Origin of the sequence: Mesorhizobium sp. M0292 (genome assembly GCF_040321695.1) — a bacterium.
Classification (GTDB): domain Bacteria; phylum Pseudomonadota; class Alphaproteobacteria; order Rhizobiales; family Rhizobiaceae; genus Mesorhizobium.
This window is the reverse complement of the sequence record NZ_JAMYSB010000008.1, coordinates 18,668-34,829: the sequence shown is the minus strand read 5'-3', so window position 1 is coordinate 34,829 and position 16,162 is coordinate 18,668. Positions and strand designations below refer to the sequence as shown.

Genomic DNA, 16,162 nt, shown 5'->3' with positions numbered 1-16,162 from the left:
GGAGTAGCGTTCATGGATACTGTTTTAGCAACTGCGACACCAAATGTTTCGCAAGGCGACGCGGCAGCACTCGTCGCCTTGGCCCTGCAACGCACCAAGAACAAGGCGGGGGAGCCTAGAACCCGTGCAAGGATGTCTTACGAGACATTCAGGCGCTTGACCGGGCGTCGTATAGGGGGGGCAAAATTTGTGCGGGAGTTCACTGCGGAGATGGTGAACCTGGGCTGGCTGATGGTCCGCATGCCGTCGGCGTATGGCTTCGTGCGCGCAGCGTCCCTAGACAAATGGCCGCTCACAAAATCGAATGTGGTCGCGAAGGAACTCAAGCTGATCGGTGAGGGATCGCTCTCGGAAGTGCTGGACAATGCACGGCGAGAGCTTGGCGAGGCTACCGACGCATCAGGTGCCCGCAATGGGTCGACCGGGAACAAGAAAAAAGACAGTAGTCCGATAGACACGCATTGACGGGAAAGCGAGGGTGAAGGCACCTCGGGGCAGCAGTTACTGCTTTGCGCACGGCATGACGGCGAAAGCAGTAAGCTCGACAAGGGAGTAAATATGGCGACTGGCTCTGTTTACGTCTGGGAGCCATGTGACTCGGACTTTACCGGCGGCCGCGTGTATCTGGCGGACGTCGAATTGCCCTATCTTTCCCAGCGCGCTGGAAGGCGGGGCCTGCGGGGGCGGTACGTGGACGTCATCAGCCATCCAGGCATGGAAGAGGATTGGCCGACTGGCCAGATGGGCGAGGTGTCGCCCGACGAGTATGGCAATTTTTCTTTCAAGCCGTCCGGCGATGGCGATTGCGGTGGATGGGAAAGCCGCGAGGCCGCCGCGGGCTTTGGCCAGGTCAACGTCTACTACCACGTCTCCTTGATGAGCCAGCGCATCAACGATGCACTTCGTTCATCTGGAATAGGCTCCCTGCCGAAAGTCAGGGCGATCGTCAATGCACGTCGGCCGAGCCCACGACCGGGCAGTCCTGAGGACACCAGCAGCTGGGTGCCGGTCAAAGGGGCCAGATATCGTTACCCAGCAAGAACGGAAAATCTCGACGACTTTTCAATTCCGCTTTGCGGAGAGTTACTTTTCGGTCCGGGGCACGGGGTCACCGCGGAAGGGTGGCTGCCACGAATTTCAGGCGGCACCTATCGCTGCGACCCATCCCACGACGCCGGCAAAATATACAAGGCGTTCGGGCTTCACGTCGTGCGTCATACCGCTGATGTGCAGGCCGACAGGTTGCGTGCACCGCGTGCCGCGTTCAGCAGACCGGGTGCCCTTGAATATGCCGTGAGCACTTATCTGGCCGCCTCCATGCTATCGAGCCCCCACGTCGGGTGCTGGCACGCTCGTCACGATGCTGAGTTTGTGCCTGCGGGCAGCCTTGCCAATGAGACCCGCATTGACGATGACGAAATGCAGCCGCAGGAGGCGCTGGTCGCACAAGCCCTCGCGGGGGCGATGTGGGATCTGCACAAAGTATTTCTCGGGCACGAATTTGCCTGCATGGAGTTGGTTGTTGGTGCCCTTTTGGAGCTTGGGCGACTATCTGACAGCCCCTTCGCTCCCTCCCGGGTCAAAACCAGGTCTATCAGATCATCACCACGCAGCTTTGTCTCGTGCCTTCTTCATACGGACAGCGTGGCGTCCGGCGGGCTTTACAAAACGCCGATCCGGGAGATCTTCGAGAAGCGCGGGATCGGTTTTAGTTCGCTTGTGACCGACATGCTGCTCGCGCCGTCAGTTCCGCCTCTCCCTCACCGCCTCAGCGGCTCTCTAGACGTGCAGCGCCATGTTGCCAAAATTCGCGAAAAGTTTCCGGAAGTCATAATTCCGGACGATGGCGATCTCCTCGACCCGGACCAACTTGAACTGTTCCTCTCGTCGTCTACCACCCCCCCATACCATCTCGCCGCAGTGGGAGACGTCATGACAGGTATGCGGATGCGCCATCGTATTCGAAGGTTCGGCCCAGACTACCCCCTCGCTTGGGTCAAGCCGATCTTCAGGCGCAGCGCGCTAATAACGGGAAACCTTGAAGGACCGTTCGCCTCCACATCCGAGCGGTTGGACACCACTCGGAAATACTCATATAAGGTCGACCCCAAATCGGCCCCGGTCTTACGCCGCGCCGGCTTCGCGGCCATGACCATTGCGAACAATCACATTCGGGACTGCGGCCCAAGCGGCGTAGTTGAGACGCTGGAGACGCTGGAGCGACATTCTATCAAACCGTACGGTGGCGGTAGGGACCAGAACTCGGCCCACGATCCGGCGATTTTTGACGGCGTGGATATCCGCATCGGACTGCTCGGATATTACTGGAACGACCGAACGGCGGCTCGTGACGACCTCCCGGGCTCCGCCCAGGATCTTCCCGAACTCGTCGAGAGAGATCTCGCACGGCTGCGGCCGTTGGTCGATCGGATCGCCGTGATGGTGCACTGGGGCGATATTACATACCAGCGCCATCCTGCCGAGCAAGACCGCGTGAAAGCACGGCAGTTTATCGACTTCGGCGCCGACGCCGTCATCGGCCATCATCCACATATCCTCCAGCCGATCGAGATCTATAAAGATCGGCCGATACTATACAGTGTCGGCAATTTCGCCTTTGGGTCGGGAAGCAGCCGGGGTGAGTCTATCTTGCCATGCTTCCACTTTGGTGCGCGGCAGATAGGTCTGGATATATACCCCGTTTACGCTCAAAACAGAGATCCGCGCCTCGACTACCAACCAAAAATAATGGGAGGGGCGGCCGGCCGGGCGACGATCGATCGGCTGCTCGATTTGTCGCCTGGACTGGGCAGTGCAGTAGCCGATGTCCAGGACAGATGCCTCAAATTGTCTATCCCCTCGTGCTGACGGCCAGCCTTCAGCAAGCGCCAAGTCCCCATGACTGAAACGAAGTCTTTACCGCCCAGGCGGTTTTGATTTGTTTAGAAGTCTCTAATGAACTATGGCAATCATGCCAATCGTCATAAGGAGGGGCAGGTGCGATTTCCAATCCGTCTGTTGACTGCGGCGGTGATGGCCTGCAGCCTGGTTTACTCAGGCCCGGTGCTTGCCTGGAAGGTGGGCAAGGGTACGACCACAGCAACCATCAACGGGACGAAGCTGACGGTCTATACCTACCACCCCAAGAGCTGCAGCAATCCCGCGATTCTGTTCGTCTTCCATGGGTTGAGCCGAACGGCGTCTTCCTACAGGGATTATGCGCAGTCTCTCGCTGATCGAAACTGCCTGATCGTCATGGCGCCACTCTTTGACTTGGAAAGGTTCCCAAGCTGGAGCTATCAACGTGGGGGGATCATCAACAGCGGCGCTATTCAGCCGCGAGAACGATGGACCGTCTGGTATGTGAAGGGCCTGGTGAACTGGGCGAGGTCACGAGAGGGATTGCCGAACGCGCAGTATTACCTTTTCGGACATTCCGCCGGCGGCCAATTTACGTCTCGTGTTGCCGCGTTCGCCTTGGCCGACGCGAAGAGATTGGTGGTTGCCAACCCATCATCATATGTTCTGCCCTCGCTGGCGGAATCCGTGGCCTACGGGCTCGGCTGCGTCTCCTCGGGATGCGTCTATACGCCGGATCAAGCCACCGAGGAGATGAAAGCGTATCTGGCCTTGCCGCTGACGATCTATCTTGGAGAAGAGGATACAGGCGATGCCGAGCTGAACGAAGGCGCGGCCGCTATGCGCCAGGGGGCGACACGCCTGGAACGGGGCCAGTACACATACGAGTTAGCGCAAGCTGTCGCGACCGCCAACGGGTGGCCCTTTAACTGGCGTCTTGTGATCTTGCCGGGCGTCGGGCATTCGGCAAGTGATATGTTGGGTTCGGATCAGGCAGCGAGCGCATTCGGACTCAAATAGCGGGATCTGCGGTCCTGTAGCTCGGCAAGATGTAGACACCTCGATGAGCGAGATAGCCTAGCGCGACTCGCTTGGCCAAAGTTTGCGCAGCCTGCGGCGGCACGCAATTTAATTAGGATATTCTAATTTAGCAAAGTTTAAACGCGATTCGATCTAGCCTGCTTCCTTGCGAGGGCATCTCAATGCGAAAGCTGAAGGACCTGCTGCTCGATAGGAGCGGAAACTTTGCCGTGGCAGCGGCGTTGGTGGCGCTACCGCTATGCTTGGTCTTGGGCGTGGCCATTGACCTTACCAGTGCCGTCACCTGGAAGTCCAGACTGCAAGAATTGGCCGATTCAGCGGCTCTGGCGGCTATAGAGAGCGACGGTGGAGACGAGGAAGCCGTCGCGGCCGCCAAGAACATTGCGCTTGGTAACGGCTCTTTTGCGGTGGGAGCGGTGGTTGAAGTCGACATCACAACGCCGACTCCCGTGTCGCGGGAGGCAGCAGTTGAAATCGCCGCAACAATGCCGACGGACTTTATGAATCTTGCCGGCATTCAGGCGATCAGCCTTCACGTCACGGCAAAGGCACGAAAGGCCCCCCCGGAGTATTGCATCTATGCTCTCGATCCAGAGTCAACCGGAGCGCTGAGTGTGACCGGTTTAGGAAAGGTGTCGGTGCCAAATTGTGGCATTCAGGTAAATTCTTCCAGCCCCGAAGCACTGAGACACGTTGGGGCCGGCAAAATCGCCGCGACAAAAATCTCGGTAGTCGGCAATTACGAAGGCGGCGGATACAGCGTTTCCCCGAAGACGAACCAGCCCTTCCTCGCCGACCCACTTGTCAGCACACCAGAACCGGTTCCCCCGACCGGTTGCGACTACAGCAACCAGGCGCTCTCGGATGTCACCATTCCGGCCGGGCGGGTGTTCTGCGGAAGCATCGACTTCGGTGGAAAAATAGTGCTTTCCCCAGGCGTTCACTACTTTCACAATGCGATAGTCGGCATCAGCAACAATGCGAAAATCACAGGCAAGGAAGTCACCATATTCGTCGATTCCAAGTCCAGCATCATACAGGCAGGTGGTAACGGCGCCATGGAACTTTCCGCTCCTACAAGCGGCGTTTATACCGGCATTGCCATCTTCGGATCGCGTACCGCCTTGCCATTGTTGCCGACTATATCGCTTGCAATAAATAAGAATTACTCGGTAAACGGTACAATATACTCGCCAATGCACCACCTTAAAATGAAAGGGACCAATGACAAGAGGTTGGCAACCGGCCTGGGATGGATTGTTGCTTGGCAATTCTCTTACAATGGAGATTCGACCATCAACCTGGATGGCTACAGCGGCACCCCCCCAAAGGGTCTCGGAGACGCAGCAATCGCGTTGCTGCAATAGATGGAGACGGTACCCGCTTCGTGGCTTCGAAGGTGCCCTTCCGGCTGAGTTAGCGAACTCTTAAACGCAGTCCTTAACGGGATGCGACCACGCTTCTAAAGTCACCGTCGCGGGGTGACCGTCGTTTTCACCGATCTACGCGCCTTTGGAGCATTCGCCGAGACTGCGAATCCGAGCGAGGTGCAGCAAGCTGGCGATGGTATTTGCAAAGACCTCTAGCCCATCGGTGCTCCAAGACAGCCATCGGTCTCTCCTTTCTGGCCATCGTAGTAGTTGCTTCTTAACTAAGTCGAGCGCATCCTCTCTCCCGGCTTGAGGAGCGATTTCCGCGTGGGCTTTTTGAGAATGCTTCTGATTTGCGCGATTGCGAGCGCCGGTGCCGGTGGGTTCGTCACCGTTGTCCAATACTTGATGTTTACCCCACCGGCTCCGGTCGCGGCCGACGCTCCGGTCCTTCTGAAGAAGGCCCCCCCAAAGAAGCGAATATGGCGGCGAGCGCTGACCTAACTTCCGCACCGAGGATAGGGCTATCGGCAAAACTGGCGATCTTCGGCCTCTGCTACGCTGGTGTGGCGGCTAGCCTGTTCCCTGAAACCTACCTCGCGGCACTGGGAACGCGGCGTCTGCTGATCCTCTATTTCCTGCTGCCCTTCATCATCCTGCTCGGGCTCGGCATCGCGGCACCTTTCAGCGACCGACGAGCCCCGGCGACTTGGTTCCTCGCAAAGATCAGCTTCCGCTGGCGCGGCGCGACCCTCACCCTTGGCATCTTCATTCTCTGCCTGGCCGCCTTCACCACCTACAAGTATGAGCTTGCGCAGATGGTGCCGTTCTTCGCCGACCGGCAGCTTGCAGAAATCGATGCGGCCTTGCATTTCGGCCATGTCTGGAAATGGGCGCGCTCGGTTCCCTTGCCAGGTGTTATCGATCAAGCCCTCTATGTCCTCTATGCCCAACTCTGGTTCGTGGTGGTCGCCTTCGTGGTCGTCGCAGCCGCCTGGATAGACGACGCCGCCAAGCGCCAGCGATACTTCTTGTCGCTTACGGCGACGGCGGTCATCCTCGGCATCGTTGTGCGGGTAATGGCATCATCCGCAGGCCCGATTTTTTACGATCGGCTGTTTGACCCGGACCTGTTTGACGATCTCACCGCATCGCTTCGAAGCAGCAACGCAGGCCCGGCCATCCTGCGCATAAGCGACTATCTCTATTCGTCCTACACCAGCCGCCAGGCCTCGATCGGGAGCGGCATATCGGCGATGCCAAGCTTCCATGTCGCCATGGTCACGCTTAACGCGCTGCTGCTTGGCAGCATCAACCGGACGGCCGGCATCTTCGCCTGGCTGTACGTCGCAGCGATCATGTTCGGCTCGGTCTATTTCGGCTGGCACTACGCCATTGACGACTATGTCTCGATCATCCTGGTGTGGCTAATCTGGCGTGGTGCGGGAAAGCTTACTGGCGCAAAGCAATAACACGTTATATTTCGAACGAGCCACCGTTCGAGCGACAGGCGCTGTTTCGCGCGGGTTGGATTTCAGCGTTGCGTTTTTTGGTGAGCAGGATCATGTATGCTTCGTGGGGGAAATGGACGTCTCAGAAACGGCAACAATGCGGCGTTTTCGTGTGACCACGACCGGCGTGGCCGCGCTTTGCATCGCGTATGTTGCTGCGGCTGTTGCGGTAGCACCAACAACCTACTTCGAGATGTTGACGGAATACACGCTCAAGAAATACTCGCTCGCTATCCCCGTATTTGCATTTTTCGGAATGGCAGGCATAGCGGTGTTGTCGCGGCCTTCTTCGCCTTTGACGTTCGTCCTGGAGAAGTCGCGCGTCAGGGGCAAGGGCGTGTTGCTGACCACCGGAATGTTCATTCTTGGTGCGGCCGCGTTTTCCACACTTAAACATGTCACCCCGATCTATGTCCCTTTTTTTGCCGACCCGTTCCTGGCGGACCTGGACGCTGCCATTCATATGGGCGATCCCTGGAAGGGCACGCACGCCATATTCCCCCATGTGCTGGAGCCAGCTCTGTTCGTGCTCTACGGACCTGTCTGGTTTGTCCAGATGGTAGGTATGATACTTGTGGCGGCCTTCACTTCGGATCATGCGCGCCGAGCCCGTTATTTGCTTTCGTTCCTTCTCGTTGCCATCGTCCTTGGAAATGTCGTCAGGATCCTGGGCTCGTCTGCTGGGCCGATTTTCTTCGAGAGGATCGTCGGTGATCCTCGCTTCGCTGACCTCATTTCGGGCCTCGACACAACCGGATCCGGCAGAGGGATGATCGCCACCTCAAACTATCTCTATTCGTCCTACGCTCACGACCGTACGGTGTTTGGAACAGGCATAGCCGCAATGCCAAGCTTGCATGTAGCCGTGGCGTTTCTCAACGCGCTGTTCCTGTCTCAATTCGGCCGGTTGTACAGATATTGGGGGCTATTTTACTTTGCCGCCATCATGTTCGGATCCGTCTATTTCGGCTGGCATTATGCGATCGACGGCTATTTGGCGATCCTCGGAACCGTAGTGATCTGGCGATATGTTGGGCGATTTGTTGGTGAGGAGGTGATTTCGTTGAGTCACAAAACAGGCAAATCGGGAGTCCCCTTCGATTCCATCAAAGGGGAACCGCTCTAGAGCATGATGTCGAAAAGTGTGAAGCGGTTTTCGGACGACATCATGCTCTATCTCTTTGATTTAGAGCCGCATTCATATTTCAGGTGGATTCGACCGGCTCTAGTTTAGCTGCTGCAGTATCCCCGAGCTTCTCACTAGGGCCAGACTGGCGTAAATCTGGAACGCTATCGTGCAGATGGCAGCCGCCGAAATCGGCACACCGAAGGGCACGACGCCCTTGCGGTCCAAGTGCTGTACATAGAGGCGAAACGCGCCTGCCGGCAGCATGAAAGGGTTTTTCACGATCGCCGCGGTGGCAAGGGCGAAAACCAACAGCAGCACCGAGAAAAGGGCGAGACCGCTTCCACCGGTCAGAAACGGAACGACCGCCATCAGCTTGACGTCGCCGGCTCCGACCTTACGCAACGCCCAGAACGGAAAGAGCGCAATAAACAGCACGAGGCCAGCCAACGCGCTCAGGCCCATGTCCCACCACGACCCGGATAGAATCGACAGGAATTGCAGCGATCCCAGCCCGAGGCATAAAAGCAGCAGCACGTCACGATTGGATATTTTCTGTGTCGTGAAGTCCAGCCATGCAATCCTCGCGAGAAGCGGGAAGGCGAGAGCCTTCAGCAGTAGCGACCCGGCAAGCAACATGTTGGGACTCTACCGCTCGATATTCTGCACACTGGAGGATAGCAGCTTCAGATTGTTGACCACGGTCGGATCATTGGGCGCCAGTTCATAGGCCTTGAGGAAATTGCTGCGCGCGTCCTGCAGCTTGCCCCGCAGCAGAAAGGAATAGCCGACATTGTTGTAATATTCGGGCGTCGCGCCAACCAGCTTGAAAGCACGGCCATAGGCCCGATCGGCAAGATCGAAGCGGTGTATCCGGTCGCAGGAGGCGGCCAGTCCCATCCAGGCCCCACCATCATTGGGGGCGAGCTGCGTCGCCTTGAAGAACAGGGCGCCGGCATTGCCGTAATTTTCCGCACGAAACTGGTTCTTGGCCTCCGCGACAGCCTGGTCCGAGACATAATATTCGACGTCACCGACCGTCTTCAGCCCATCGAACGCGTCGCCAAAGGACGTTACGTCGCCTTTCGACGGCTCGTTGGTGCGAACGACACCGTCGGCGGTATCCGCCCCGTTCGTCTGGCAACCGGCAAGTGCCGCCATGAACAGGCAGGCCACGATTGCAATTGGCCTTTTCATACCATCTCCCCGTGAGTCCCCCGACCCACATATTAGGACCAAAGCATATGCGCAACTAGAATAAAATGCCCTTCATGCGAATGACCACCGGCAGCATGATTACCATCATCACCACCGGAAAGATGCAGAGCCCCAGTGGGATCATCATTTTGACAGGCAAGGAATTGGCGCGCTCTTCCGCCTGCAGAATCCTCTGGCTACGCATCTCCGCGCTGTAGACACGCAGGGCGTCAGTCAGGCTGGTGCCTAGTTCTTCCGATTGCCGGAACAGCACGGCCAGCGCCCGCGCCTCGTCAAGGCCGATGCGGTCAGCCAGTTCGCGAAGCCCTTCCCGAAGTGGCTTGCCGGCCCGCAGTTGCAGATTCATGATCGTCAGCTGAATTCCCAGCCATTTGTGCGTGGCCGCAAGTTCCTGGCTTACCCGTTCGACCGCCGCCTCGAGGCTCATACCGGCGTCGGCGCAAGTGATCATCATATCCATGAAATCAGGGAAGGCGCGACGATATATCTGTTTCTGTGAATTCTCGAACCGGTCCAGCATGATGCTGGGAATGACGATGCAGCCTAACCCAAACAAGGCCGAGCCACCGAAAGTTAGGAATCCCGGCAGTCGTGGGGGCAGCACCCACGACAGCAGGGCATACATCGCCAGAAAGCCTATACAAACTGCGCCGAGGCGACAAACCGTGTAGACGACAGGCGCACCCGCTCGATAAAATCCAGCGCGGAAGAGTTTCGCCTCCAGAGCATTGGGCTCGGTGCGTTCTTTCTCGATAGACTTGAAGTAAGCGTCGACCGGCCTCTGCGCCGCGATCTTGGCCAGGCGGTCCCGTCCCAGGATGGATCGCGGATCGACAGAGCCTTCGCCCAAAAGGCTGTCCGCGACCAGCTTTCGCGTCTGCAGTGCCGGCAGGAAGACGAGCGCCGCAAACAGGAACAGCGCCACCGCCGACGCGAAGACCGCGATGGATACAAAAAAGGTCAGGTCGTCGGTGTTCGAAAACAGATTTATAACGCGCTCCTGTCAGAAATCGAAATTAACCATTCGGTACATGATGTAGTCTCCCAATAGGGCCCAGCTTCCAAAGATGACGAATGCAGGCGTGATGAGAGGGCTACTCCAGACTTTGCCATAGTAGGTGGGTGCTACAACCAAGAGCAACCCAAACATGACGAGCGGAAACAAGGAAATGATCCAGGCCGAGGCCCGGCCTTCGGCCGACAACGCCCTGATCTTTAACCGCAGTTTCTGGCGTTCCCGCAGCACGGTTGAGAGATTGGCAAGGATTTCGGTAAGATTGCCGCCGGTCCTCGCCTGAATCGAAAGCGACACCGATAGCAAATTGAGTCCCTCGAAGCCGACCCGTTCCGTTAATTTCCGCACGGCCTGCTCCATGCTGAGTCCGAAAGTAATCTCGTCAGCGACGATGCCGAATTCCGTGCCAAGCGGGTCAGGTATCTCGCGGGCGACGAGACCTATCGCAACTGACGCAGGATGGCCTGCGCGCAACGAACGAACGATCATGTCCAGAGCATCGGGCAATTGCTTGGCGAATTTCTGAATCCGTTTGTTACGTGCCCGGCGCAAAACAAGAACAGGCAAGGCAAAGCCCACCACGAGAAAGATGATGAAGGCTAGCGGCGCTGCAACGTGCAGGAAAAGCCAGAGCAGCAAAGCCGATGCCAGGCCGGCCAGGAAAAACGACGCTGCGAAGGTCATCGGGTTTCCGGTAATGCCGGACTGGGTATAAAGCCTGTTCAGCGAGACAAAGCCGAAGATAAAATCTCCTGAATCCGTCAGGCCGCGTTCTCGCAACAAACCTTGCAGGGTTTGTTCCGCCGGCGCTTCATCAGCAAGACGGCGGAGCCGGTGGTTCACCGCCACGAGTCGGGAGCGGCGACCGGCCAGAGAAAGGTAAAGGGCTTCGCCGGCAAGGATCACCGAAGCTGCCGCAAGCATGTAGATGAAATAAAGCAGCGCCTGTCCGGTAAGCATCAGAGAGCGACCTGCGGGTTGAAGGCATCCTTGGCGAAATGGAGCCCCAGCGTTGCGGCCTCTGGCGCGAAGCGCGGACGGACACCGGTGGCGCGAAAATCCCCGATAATCATTCCATCCGCAGCTACATCGCGCCTTACAAAGTTATAGATTTCTTGCAGTTGGACGACGTTGCCTTCCATGCCGGTAATCTCGGAAATAGACGTTACGCGCCTGCCGCCATCGGCGAGCCGTTGCGTCTGCACGATGATGTCGATGGCTGAAGCAATCTGCGCCCGTATGGATTCGTGCGTCATCGGCATGCCGGCCATGCCGACCATCTGCTCCAGACGAGAAATAGCGTCGCGAGGCGTGTTGGCATGGATAGTGGTCATCGACCCCTCATGGCCGGTGTTCATGGCCTGCAGCATGTCAAAGGCCTCCTCGCCGCGAACCTCGCCGACGATGATACGGTCCGGCCGCATGCGAAGCGCATTCTTCAGCAGTTCGCGCTGACGAACCTCGCCTCTGCCCTCAACATTCGGTGGCCGCGTCTCCAGACGGCCGACATGCGGCTGCTGCAATTGCAGCTCGGCCGCGTCTTCGATGGTGATCAGGCGCTCTCTAGCCGGGATGTAGCTTGAGAGCGCGTTAAGCAAGGTCGTCTTGCCGCTGCCGGTGCCGCCCGAGACCAGGATTGACTTGCGGGCCTGGACGGCGATCCGCAGCAGCTCGATCATTGGCGGGCGTATCGAATTGAACGCCATCAGGCGCTCAAGCGAATAGGGATTCTTGGAGAATTTGCGGATCGACACCAGCGGACCATCTACAGAAATCGGCCGCACCGCGATGTTGACGCGCGAACCGTCCGCCAGGCGAGCATCGACCATAGGCGCCGATTCATCGACGCGCCGACCGATAGCCGAGACGATCTTGTTGATAACCCGCAACAGATGCGCCTCGTCGCGGAAACGGATTGCCGTCTCTTCGATCACACCGCGCCGCTCGATGAACACGCGCTCGTGCGTGTTGATAAGGATATCGCTGACGGAATCGTCCTTGAGCAACGGTTCGATCGGCCCGAGGCCTAGCATCTCATCAGCGGTGTCGCTGGTCAACTGATCCAGCTCGCGGGCGTTTAGCGGCACGGCACGAGTGCGAACGAACTCACGCACGATCGGGCGGATCTCGTTCAGAATCTGGTCCTTGGAGGCTGTTTCAAGAGCCGATAGATTGAACCTGTCAATCAGGTGTCGATGCAGCTCGACCTTGAGCGTCAGAAAATCGTCGCCATGCGGTTCCACTTCAGCCGACGGAGCTGGTGCCGACACGCTTGCTGGCACCGGCGCTAGCTGCTGCAGCGCCTGCGGCTCACTCGGTCCCTTAATAAACCGCCCCAGCATAATGCCTTATACCCCTCGAGCCCACATGAGCCGAAACTAAACGTTAACCAAGCGGCGCACAAGCGCCAGGGCACCTCACGTGAGGCCAATACTTTCAACATAGTTAAGGAGTGCGCCAGAAAAATATCGATTTATTTCCGGCACTCGCGCTGCCAAACACGAGTGACGCACTAAGCTATCACGTTACCGGCGCCCCTTGGGTGCCCTGACACGGGGCATCCTCTTCATAAATGCTACAAAGCCTTGGATATAAAGGAATATGCCATCTGGCTAAAGTAGGCATGCCTTGATTAGCTCAGGGGGGCAATTGTGAACGAATGGTTAAGAACGCTTGAAAAATTAGACGAATCAAGCTCTTGCTGGAAATCAAGATCGCGCCGAAGTCGCAAATTCATGTATTAGAAGGTTAAAGGACCGTTAATCCCGTTTGACTCTCCAATTTCTCGGGACCTAGGATTGAGGTGACGGGGGATGCTTGGGTATGGGGTTCATCCTTGGCTCTGTCTCGTCGGGTTGAAACCTCCAGAGGGAGAAATTGACATGAACAAGCTCATGACGATGACCCGGCAGTTCCGCGACGATGAAAACGGCGCTGCTATGGTCGAATATTCTATTCTGATCGGCATTATCGCAGTGGCCTCTATCGGCTTCATCATCGGTATCGGCGGTTGGGTTACGGGCCGCTTCACCGGCCTTTGCACCGCCATGCAGGACTCCGGTATTGGGCATTGCGCCGACGGTAGCGGTTCTTGATCGTTTGATCGGCATCAGGCCCGGGTTGTCCAAACCCGGGCCTGAATCTAGTCGTGGCGGGCGAACTCCCGCTCTATTGGCTGGGGGCTTGGGGTTATGCGCGCCAACACACTTATTATGATAGTCCTCGCCGGCGTCTTCGGGGTGCTGGCGGTCGTGCTGATCAACATATGGCTCGCTGGCCAGCGTAGTGCTTTGGCTCAATCAAACGGCAAAGGCAATACGATCGTTGTCGCGGCACTGCCGCTGAAGTTCGGCGACACATTGAGCGCCGACAAGTTGCATGAGATCGCTTGGCCCGCGGGCGCAGTCCCGGCTGGAGCGTTCAAGACCACCAAGGAAGCCTTGGCCGGCAGTGGGGCAAGGCAGGCGCTGCAAGCGATCAGCACCAATGAGCCGATCCTCGGCAGCAAGATCACCGGTCCAGGCCAGCGCGCCACGCTTTCGGCCGTACTTGGCGAAGGTATGAAGGCCGTATCCATCCGCGTCAACGACGTGCTTGGCGTCGCCGGCTTCGTCTTCCCGGGCGACCGGGTTGATGTGCTGCTGACGCGCTCGGTCCGCGGCGATGACGGTGCGGACAAGAGTTTTGTCGACGTTCTGCTGCAGAGCATGAAAGTGCTCGCCGTCGACCAGGTCGCTGACGTGAGCAAGGACAACCCGACGGTGGTTAAGTCGGTGACGCTTGAAGCCACCACAAAGGACGCGCAGAAACTGACGCTGGCCGCCGGTGCGGGGCAGTTGTCTCTTGCACTGCGCCAAGCTGCCGCCAACAAGGGCGAGACAACCGAACGAGTCACGCTTTCCGACCTGAATGGCGAGACGCCGGACGATGTCGCAAAGAGGCAGGCCGAACTGGACAAGCAGGCCGCAGCCGACGCCGCAGCCGCAGCCGAACGCCAGCGCGCAGCTGACAAGATCGCCGGATTGGAAAAGGCCGTGGACAGGGTGGGAAGCCAGCTCGACGAGTTGAGCAAGGTCAAGCCGGTGCCGGCCGCGGTGACGGCACCCGCATCAAAAGAAGTCGTCAAGGAAGTTATCAAGTATTTGGAGCCGGCACCGCCGAAGAATGTTACAGTGGGCGTGTTTCGCGGCGTGAAGCTCGAATCGTATGACGTGCCGCGACAACCATAAAAAGACGCGCGGCGAAGTGGGGGCTGCCGGCGGCAGCAGTTTGGGAGATGGGGATGCAGGGGTTTTGGATGAGGGTAGCGGCGGCCACACTGTCCTGTTTGGCTGCGCTGCTGACGTCTAGCCTTGGGACTGAGGCAGCCGACCGTTTCATCGACGTATCGAACCCGAGCGTCCATCGCATCTTCTTGCCGATGTCCCAGTCGGTGACGCTCCAGGTGAGCGCCAATCTCGGCGACATCGTTGTCGGCGACGAGAAGATCGCCGATGCCCAGCCGATGACCGACCGGACGCTTTATATCATCGGCAAGGGCGCCGGCACCACCACGGTGAATCTCTTCTCCCCGGAAAAGCGCTCGCTGGGCGTCATCCAGATCGAAGTCGGCGTCGACGTCAGCGACATGGCGCAGGCGATCCGCCAGGTGGCGCCCAGGGCGCGCATCGAGATCGGTTCGATCAACGGCAAGGTCAGGCTCGGCGGCCACGTCAAGGATGGCGCGACGCTGGCATCGATCCTGGAAGTGGCACAGCAATATGGCCCCGATGCCATCATAAATTCCGTCATTGTCGACGACAGCCAGCAGGTCAATCTTGAGGTCCGCGTGCTTGAGGCCAAGCGCAACGCCGGCCGCGATCTCGGTGTTTCAATAAGGAGCACAAATGGCAGCGGCACAACCCGTACAGGCACGGGCGTTGCAGCGGCCGACGAAGATGGCGTGGTGCTTGGCCCGGGCGATCTGCTCAGCGGCCTCTTGTCGGGCAGCAATCCATTTGCGGCTTTGATCACCCGGGTTATCGACAGCAACATCAAGGTCGACCTGATTATTGAAGCACTCGAGGCCAAGGGTGTGGTGCGCACGCTGGCTGAGCCCAACCTGACGACGCTTTCAGGCGAGCCGGCCAGCTTCAACGCCGGCGGCGAAGTGCCCATCCGTGTCATCGGCACCGATGGCCAGATAACCATCACGTACAAGCAGTTCGGCGTCAATCTGCGGTTCACGCCGGTCGTACTCGACGACGGCAAGATCCATATGAAGCTGGCGCCGGAGGTCAGCGATCTCACCGGCTTCACCACCGCCGGCGACCCGATCTTCACCAACCGCAAGCTGGATACCGTCGTCGAATTACGCGACGGCCAGAGCTTCGCGGTCGGCGGACTGCTGTCCACCAAAACCACCAAGTTGCAGAACCAGGTGCCGTGGCTGGGCCAGGTTCCGGTCATCGGCTCACTGTTCCGCAATTCGAGCAACCAGAAGGAAGAGACCGAACTCGTCGTCATCGTCACGCCGCACGTCGTGCGGCCGGTGAAACCCGGCGAACAACTGGCAACCCCGTTCGACAAGACACGGCCGGCCAACGATCCGGAATTCTTCGTGCTCGGTCAGCTCGAGGTGAACAAGGACATGATCCGAAAATACGAAACGGGCGACGGCGTGACTGGCCCCTATGGCCACATGCTGGACTTCAAATCGAAGGACAAGATGCTCTATGTCAAGAAATAGCGCCTTGATCCTCATTCTGTGCGCCGGCGCCCTATCGGGCTGCGCCGCCGACTATCTGAACCACTACGATTCAGTGACGCTCGCCGCCGGCGACACGCAGAAATACAATTCGCTGCTGCAGACGGTGGATCCGTTCAATCCGAACGCGAAGAACACACATATCGAAGGCGACGGCACGCGGGCTGCCGCTGTTGCCCAAGGCTACAAATTTCCACCGCCACCACCGCCACCGCCAGCGATAACGGTCAATGTCGGCGGGTCGGGTGTGACCAACGGAGCGAATTGAACAGAAGG

Annotated in this window: 15 protein-coding genes; 10 read left to right on the top strand and 5 right to left on the bottom strand. The window is 58.3% G+C overall.

From position 1 onward, the window contains the following. Positions 1-12: 12 nt before the first annotated feature. The 6 genes from NKI96_RS14555 to NKI96_RS14530 all read left to right on the top strand — a co-directional run bounded on the left by NKI96_RS14555 (position 13) and on the right by NKI96_RS14530 (position 7,907). Entirely contained in the window at positions 13-465 is a 453-nt protein-coding gene (locus tag NKI96_RS14555; RefSeq protein ID WP_155921717.1) for a hypothetical protein, read from the top strand. A gap of 225 nt (positions 466-690) precedes the next feature. After that, entirely contained in the window at positions 691-2,868 is a 2,178-nt protein-coding gene (locus NKI96_RS14550) for a CapA family protein (RefSeq protein WP_196815276.1), read from the top strand. Positions 2,869-2,955: 87 nt separating this feature from the next. Beyond that, the gene (locus NKI96_RS14545) at positions 2,956-3,879 is read left to right on the top strand and encodes an alpha/beta hydrolase (RefSeq protein WP_023822791.1); all 924 of its coding nucleotides are present in this window, start codon (positions 2,956-2,958) and stop codon (positions 3,877-3,879) included. Positions 3,880-4,061: 182 nt separating this feature from the next. Next, positions 4,062-5,267, top strand: a complete 1,206-nt coding sequence (locus NKI96_RS14540; RefSeq protein WP_023822790.1) for a TadE/TadG family type IV pilus assembly protein — start codon at positions 4,062-4,064, stop codon at positions 5,265-5,267. 356 nt (positions 5,268-5,623) lie between these two features. Then, positions 5,624-6,742 carry a phosphatase PAP2 family protein gene (locus NKI96_RS14535; protein ID WP_352804926.1) on the top strand — a complete coding sequence of 373 codons (1,119 nt, stop codon included), beginning with the start codon at positions 5,624-5,626 and terminating at the stop codon, positions 6,740-6,742. Then, positions 6,708-7,907, top strand: a complete 1,200-nt coding sequence (locus NKI96_RS14530; protein ID WP_155921715.1) for a phosphatase PAP2 family protein — start codon at positions 6,708-6,710, stop codon at positions 7,905-7,907. Before NKI96_RS14535 ends, NKI96_RS14530 begins: the two co-directional genes overlap by 35 nt. A gap of 99 nt (positions 7,908-8,006) precedes the next feature. On the opposite strand, the gene NKI96_RS14525 is transcribed toward NKI96_RS14530, so the two are convergent. From NKI96_RS14525 to NKI96_RS14505, 5 genes are read right to left on the bottom strand one after another with little or no spacing between them, the layout of a single operon-like run. Next, positions 8,007-8,546 (bottom strand): prepilin peptidase, encoded by a 540-nt coding sequence (locus tag NKI96_RS14525; protein WP_023822787.1) that lies wholly within the window; start codon positions 8,544-8,546, stop codon positions 8,007-8,009. Positions 8,547-8,555: 9 nt separating this feature from the next. After that, positions 8,556-9,104: a tetratricopeptide repeat protein gene (locus NKI96_RS14520; RefSeq protein WP_023822786.1), complete on the bottom strand. Its 549-nt coding sequence runs from the start codon at positions 9,102-9,104 to the stop codon at positions 8,556-8,558. A 55-nt stretch (positions 9,105-9,159) separates the two neighbouring features. After that, entirely contained in the window at positions 9,160-10,110 is a 951-nt protein-coding gene (locus NKI96_RS14515; RefSeq protein ID WP_031198871.1) for a type II secretion system F family protein, read from the bottom strand. Positions 10,111-10,128: 18 nt separating this feature from the next. Beyond that, entirely contained in the window at positions 10,129-11,100 is a 972-nt protein-coding gene (locus NKI96_RS14510; RefSeq protein WP_023822784.1) for a type II secretion system F family protein, read from the bottom strand. After that, positions 11,100-12,482, bottom strand: a complete 1,383-nt coding sequence (locus tag NKI96_RS14505; RefSeq protein WP_031198870.1) for a TadA family conjugal transfer-associated ATPase — start codon at positions 12,480-12,482, stop codon at positions 11,100-11,102. The genes NKI96_RS14510 and NKI96_RS14505 overlap by 1 nt, the downstream gene beginning before the upstream one ends. A 540-nt stretch (positions 12,483-13,022) precedes the next feature. Here NKI96_RS14505 and NKI96_RS14500 point away from each other — a divergent pair. The 4 genes from NKI96_RS14500 to NKI96_RS14485 all read left to right on the top strand — a co-directional run bounded on the left by NKI96_RS14500 (position 13,023) and on the right by NKI96_RS14485 (position 16,154). Further along, positions 13,023-13,235 carry a Flp family type IVb pilin gene (locus tag NKI96_RS14500; RefSeq protein ID WP_023822782.1) on the top strand — a complete coding sequence of 71 codons (213 nt, stop codon included), beginning with the start codon at positions 13,023-13,025 and terminating at the stop codon, positions 13,233-13,235. A gap of 96 nt (positions 13,236-13,331) precedes the next feature. Then, complete coding sequence (gene cpaB, locus NKI96_RS14495) at positions 13,332-14,369, top strand: Flp pilus assembly protein CpaB (protein ID WP_023822781.1); 1,038 nt, start codon at positions 13,332-13,334, stop codon at positions 14,367-14,369. Positions 14,370-14,422: 53 nt separating this feature from the next. Beyond that, positions 14,423-15,868: a type II and III secretion system protein family protein gene (locus tag NKI96_RS14490; RefSeq protein ID WP_352804919.1), complete on the top strand. Its 1,446-nt coding sequence runs from the start codon at positions 14,423-14,425 to the stop codon at positions 15,866-15,868. A 4-nt stretch (positions 15,869-15,872) separates the two neighbouring features. Further along, positions 15,873-16,154 (top strand): hypothetical protein, encoded by a 282-nt coding sequence (locus NKI96_RS14485; protein ID WP_023822778.1) that lies wholly within the window; start codon positions 15,873-15,875, stop codon positions 16,152-16,154. The last annotated feature ends 8 nt before the right edge of the window (positions 16,155-16,162 follow it).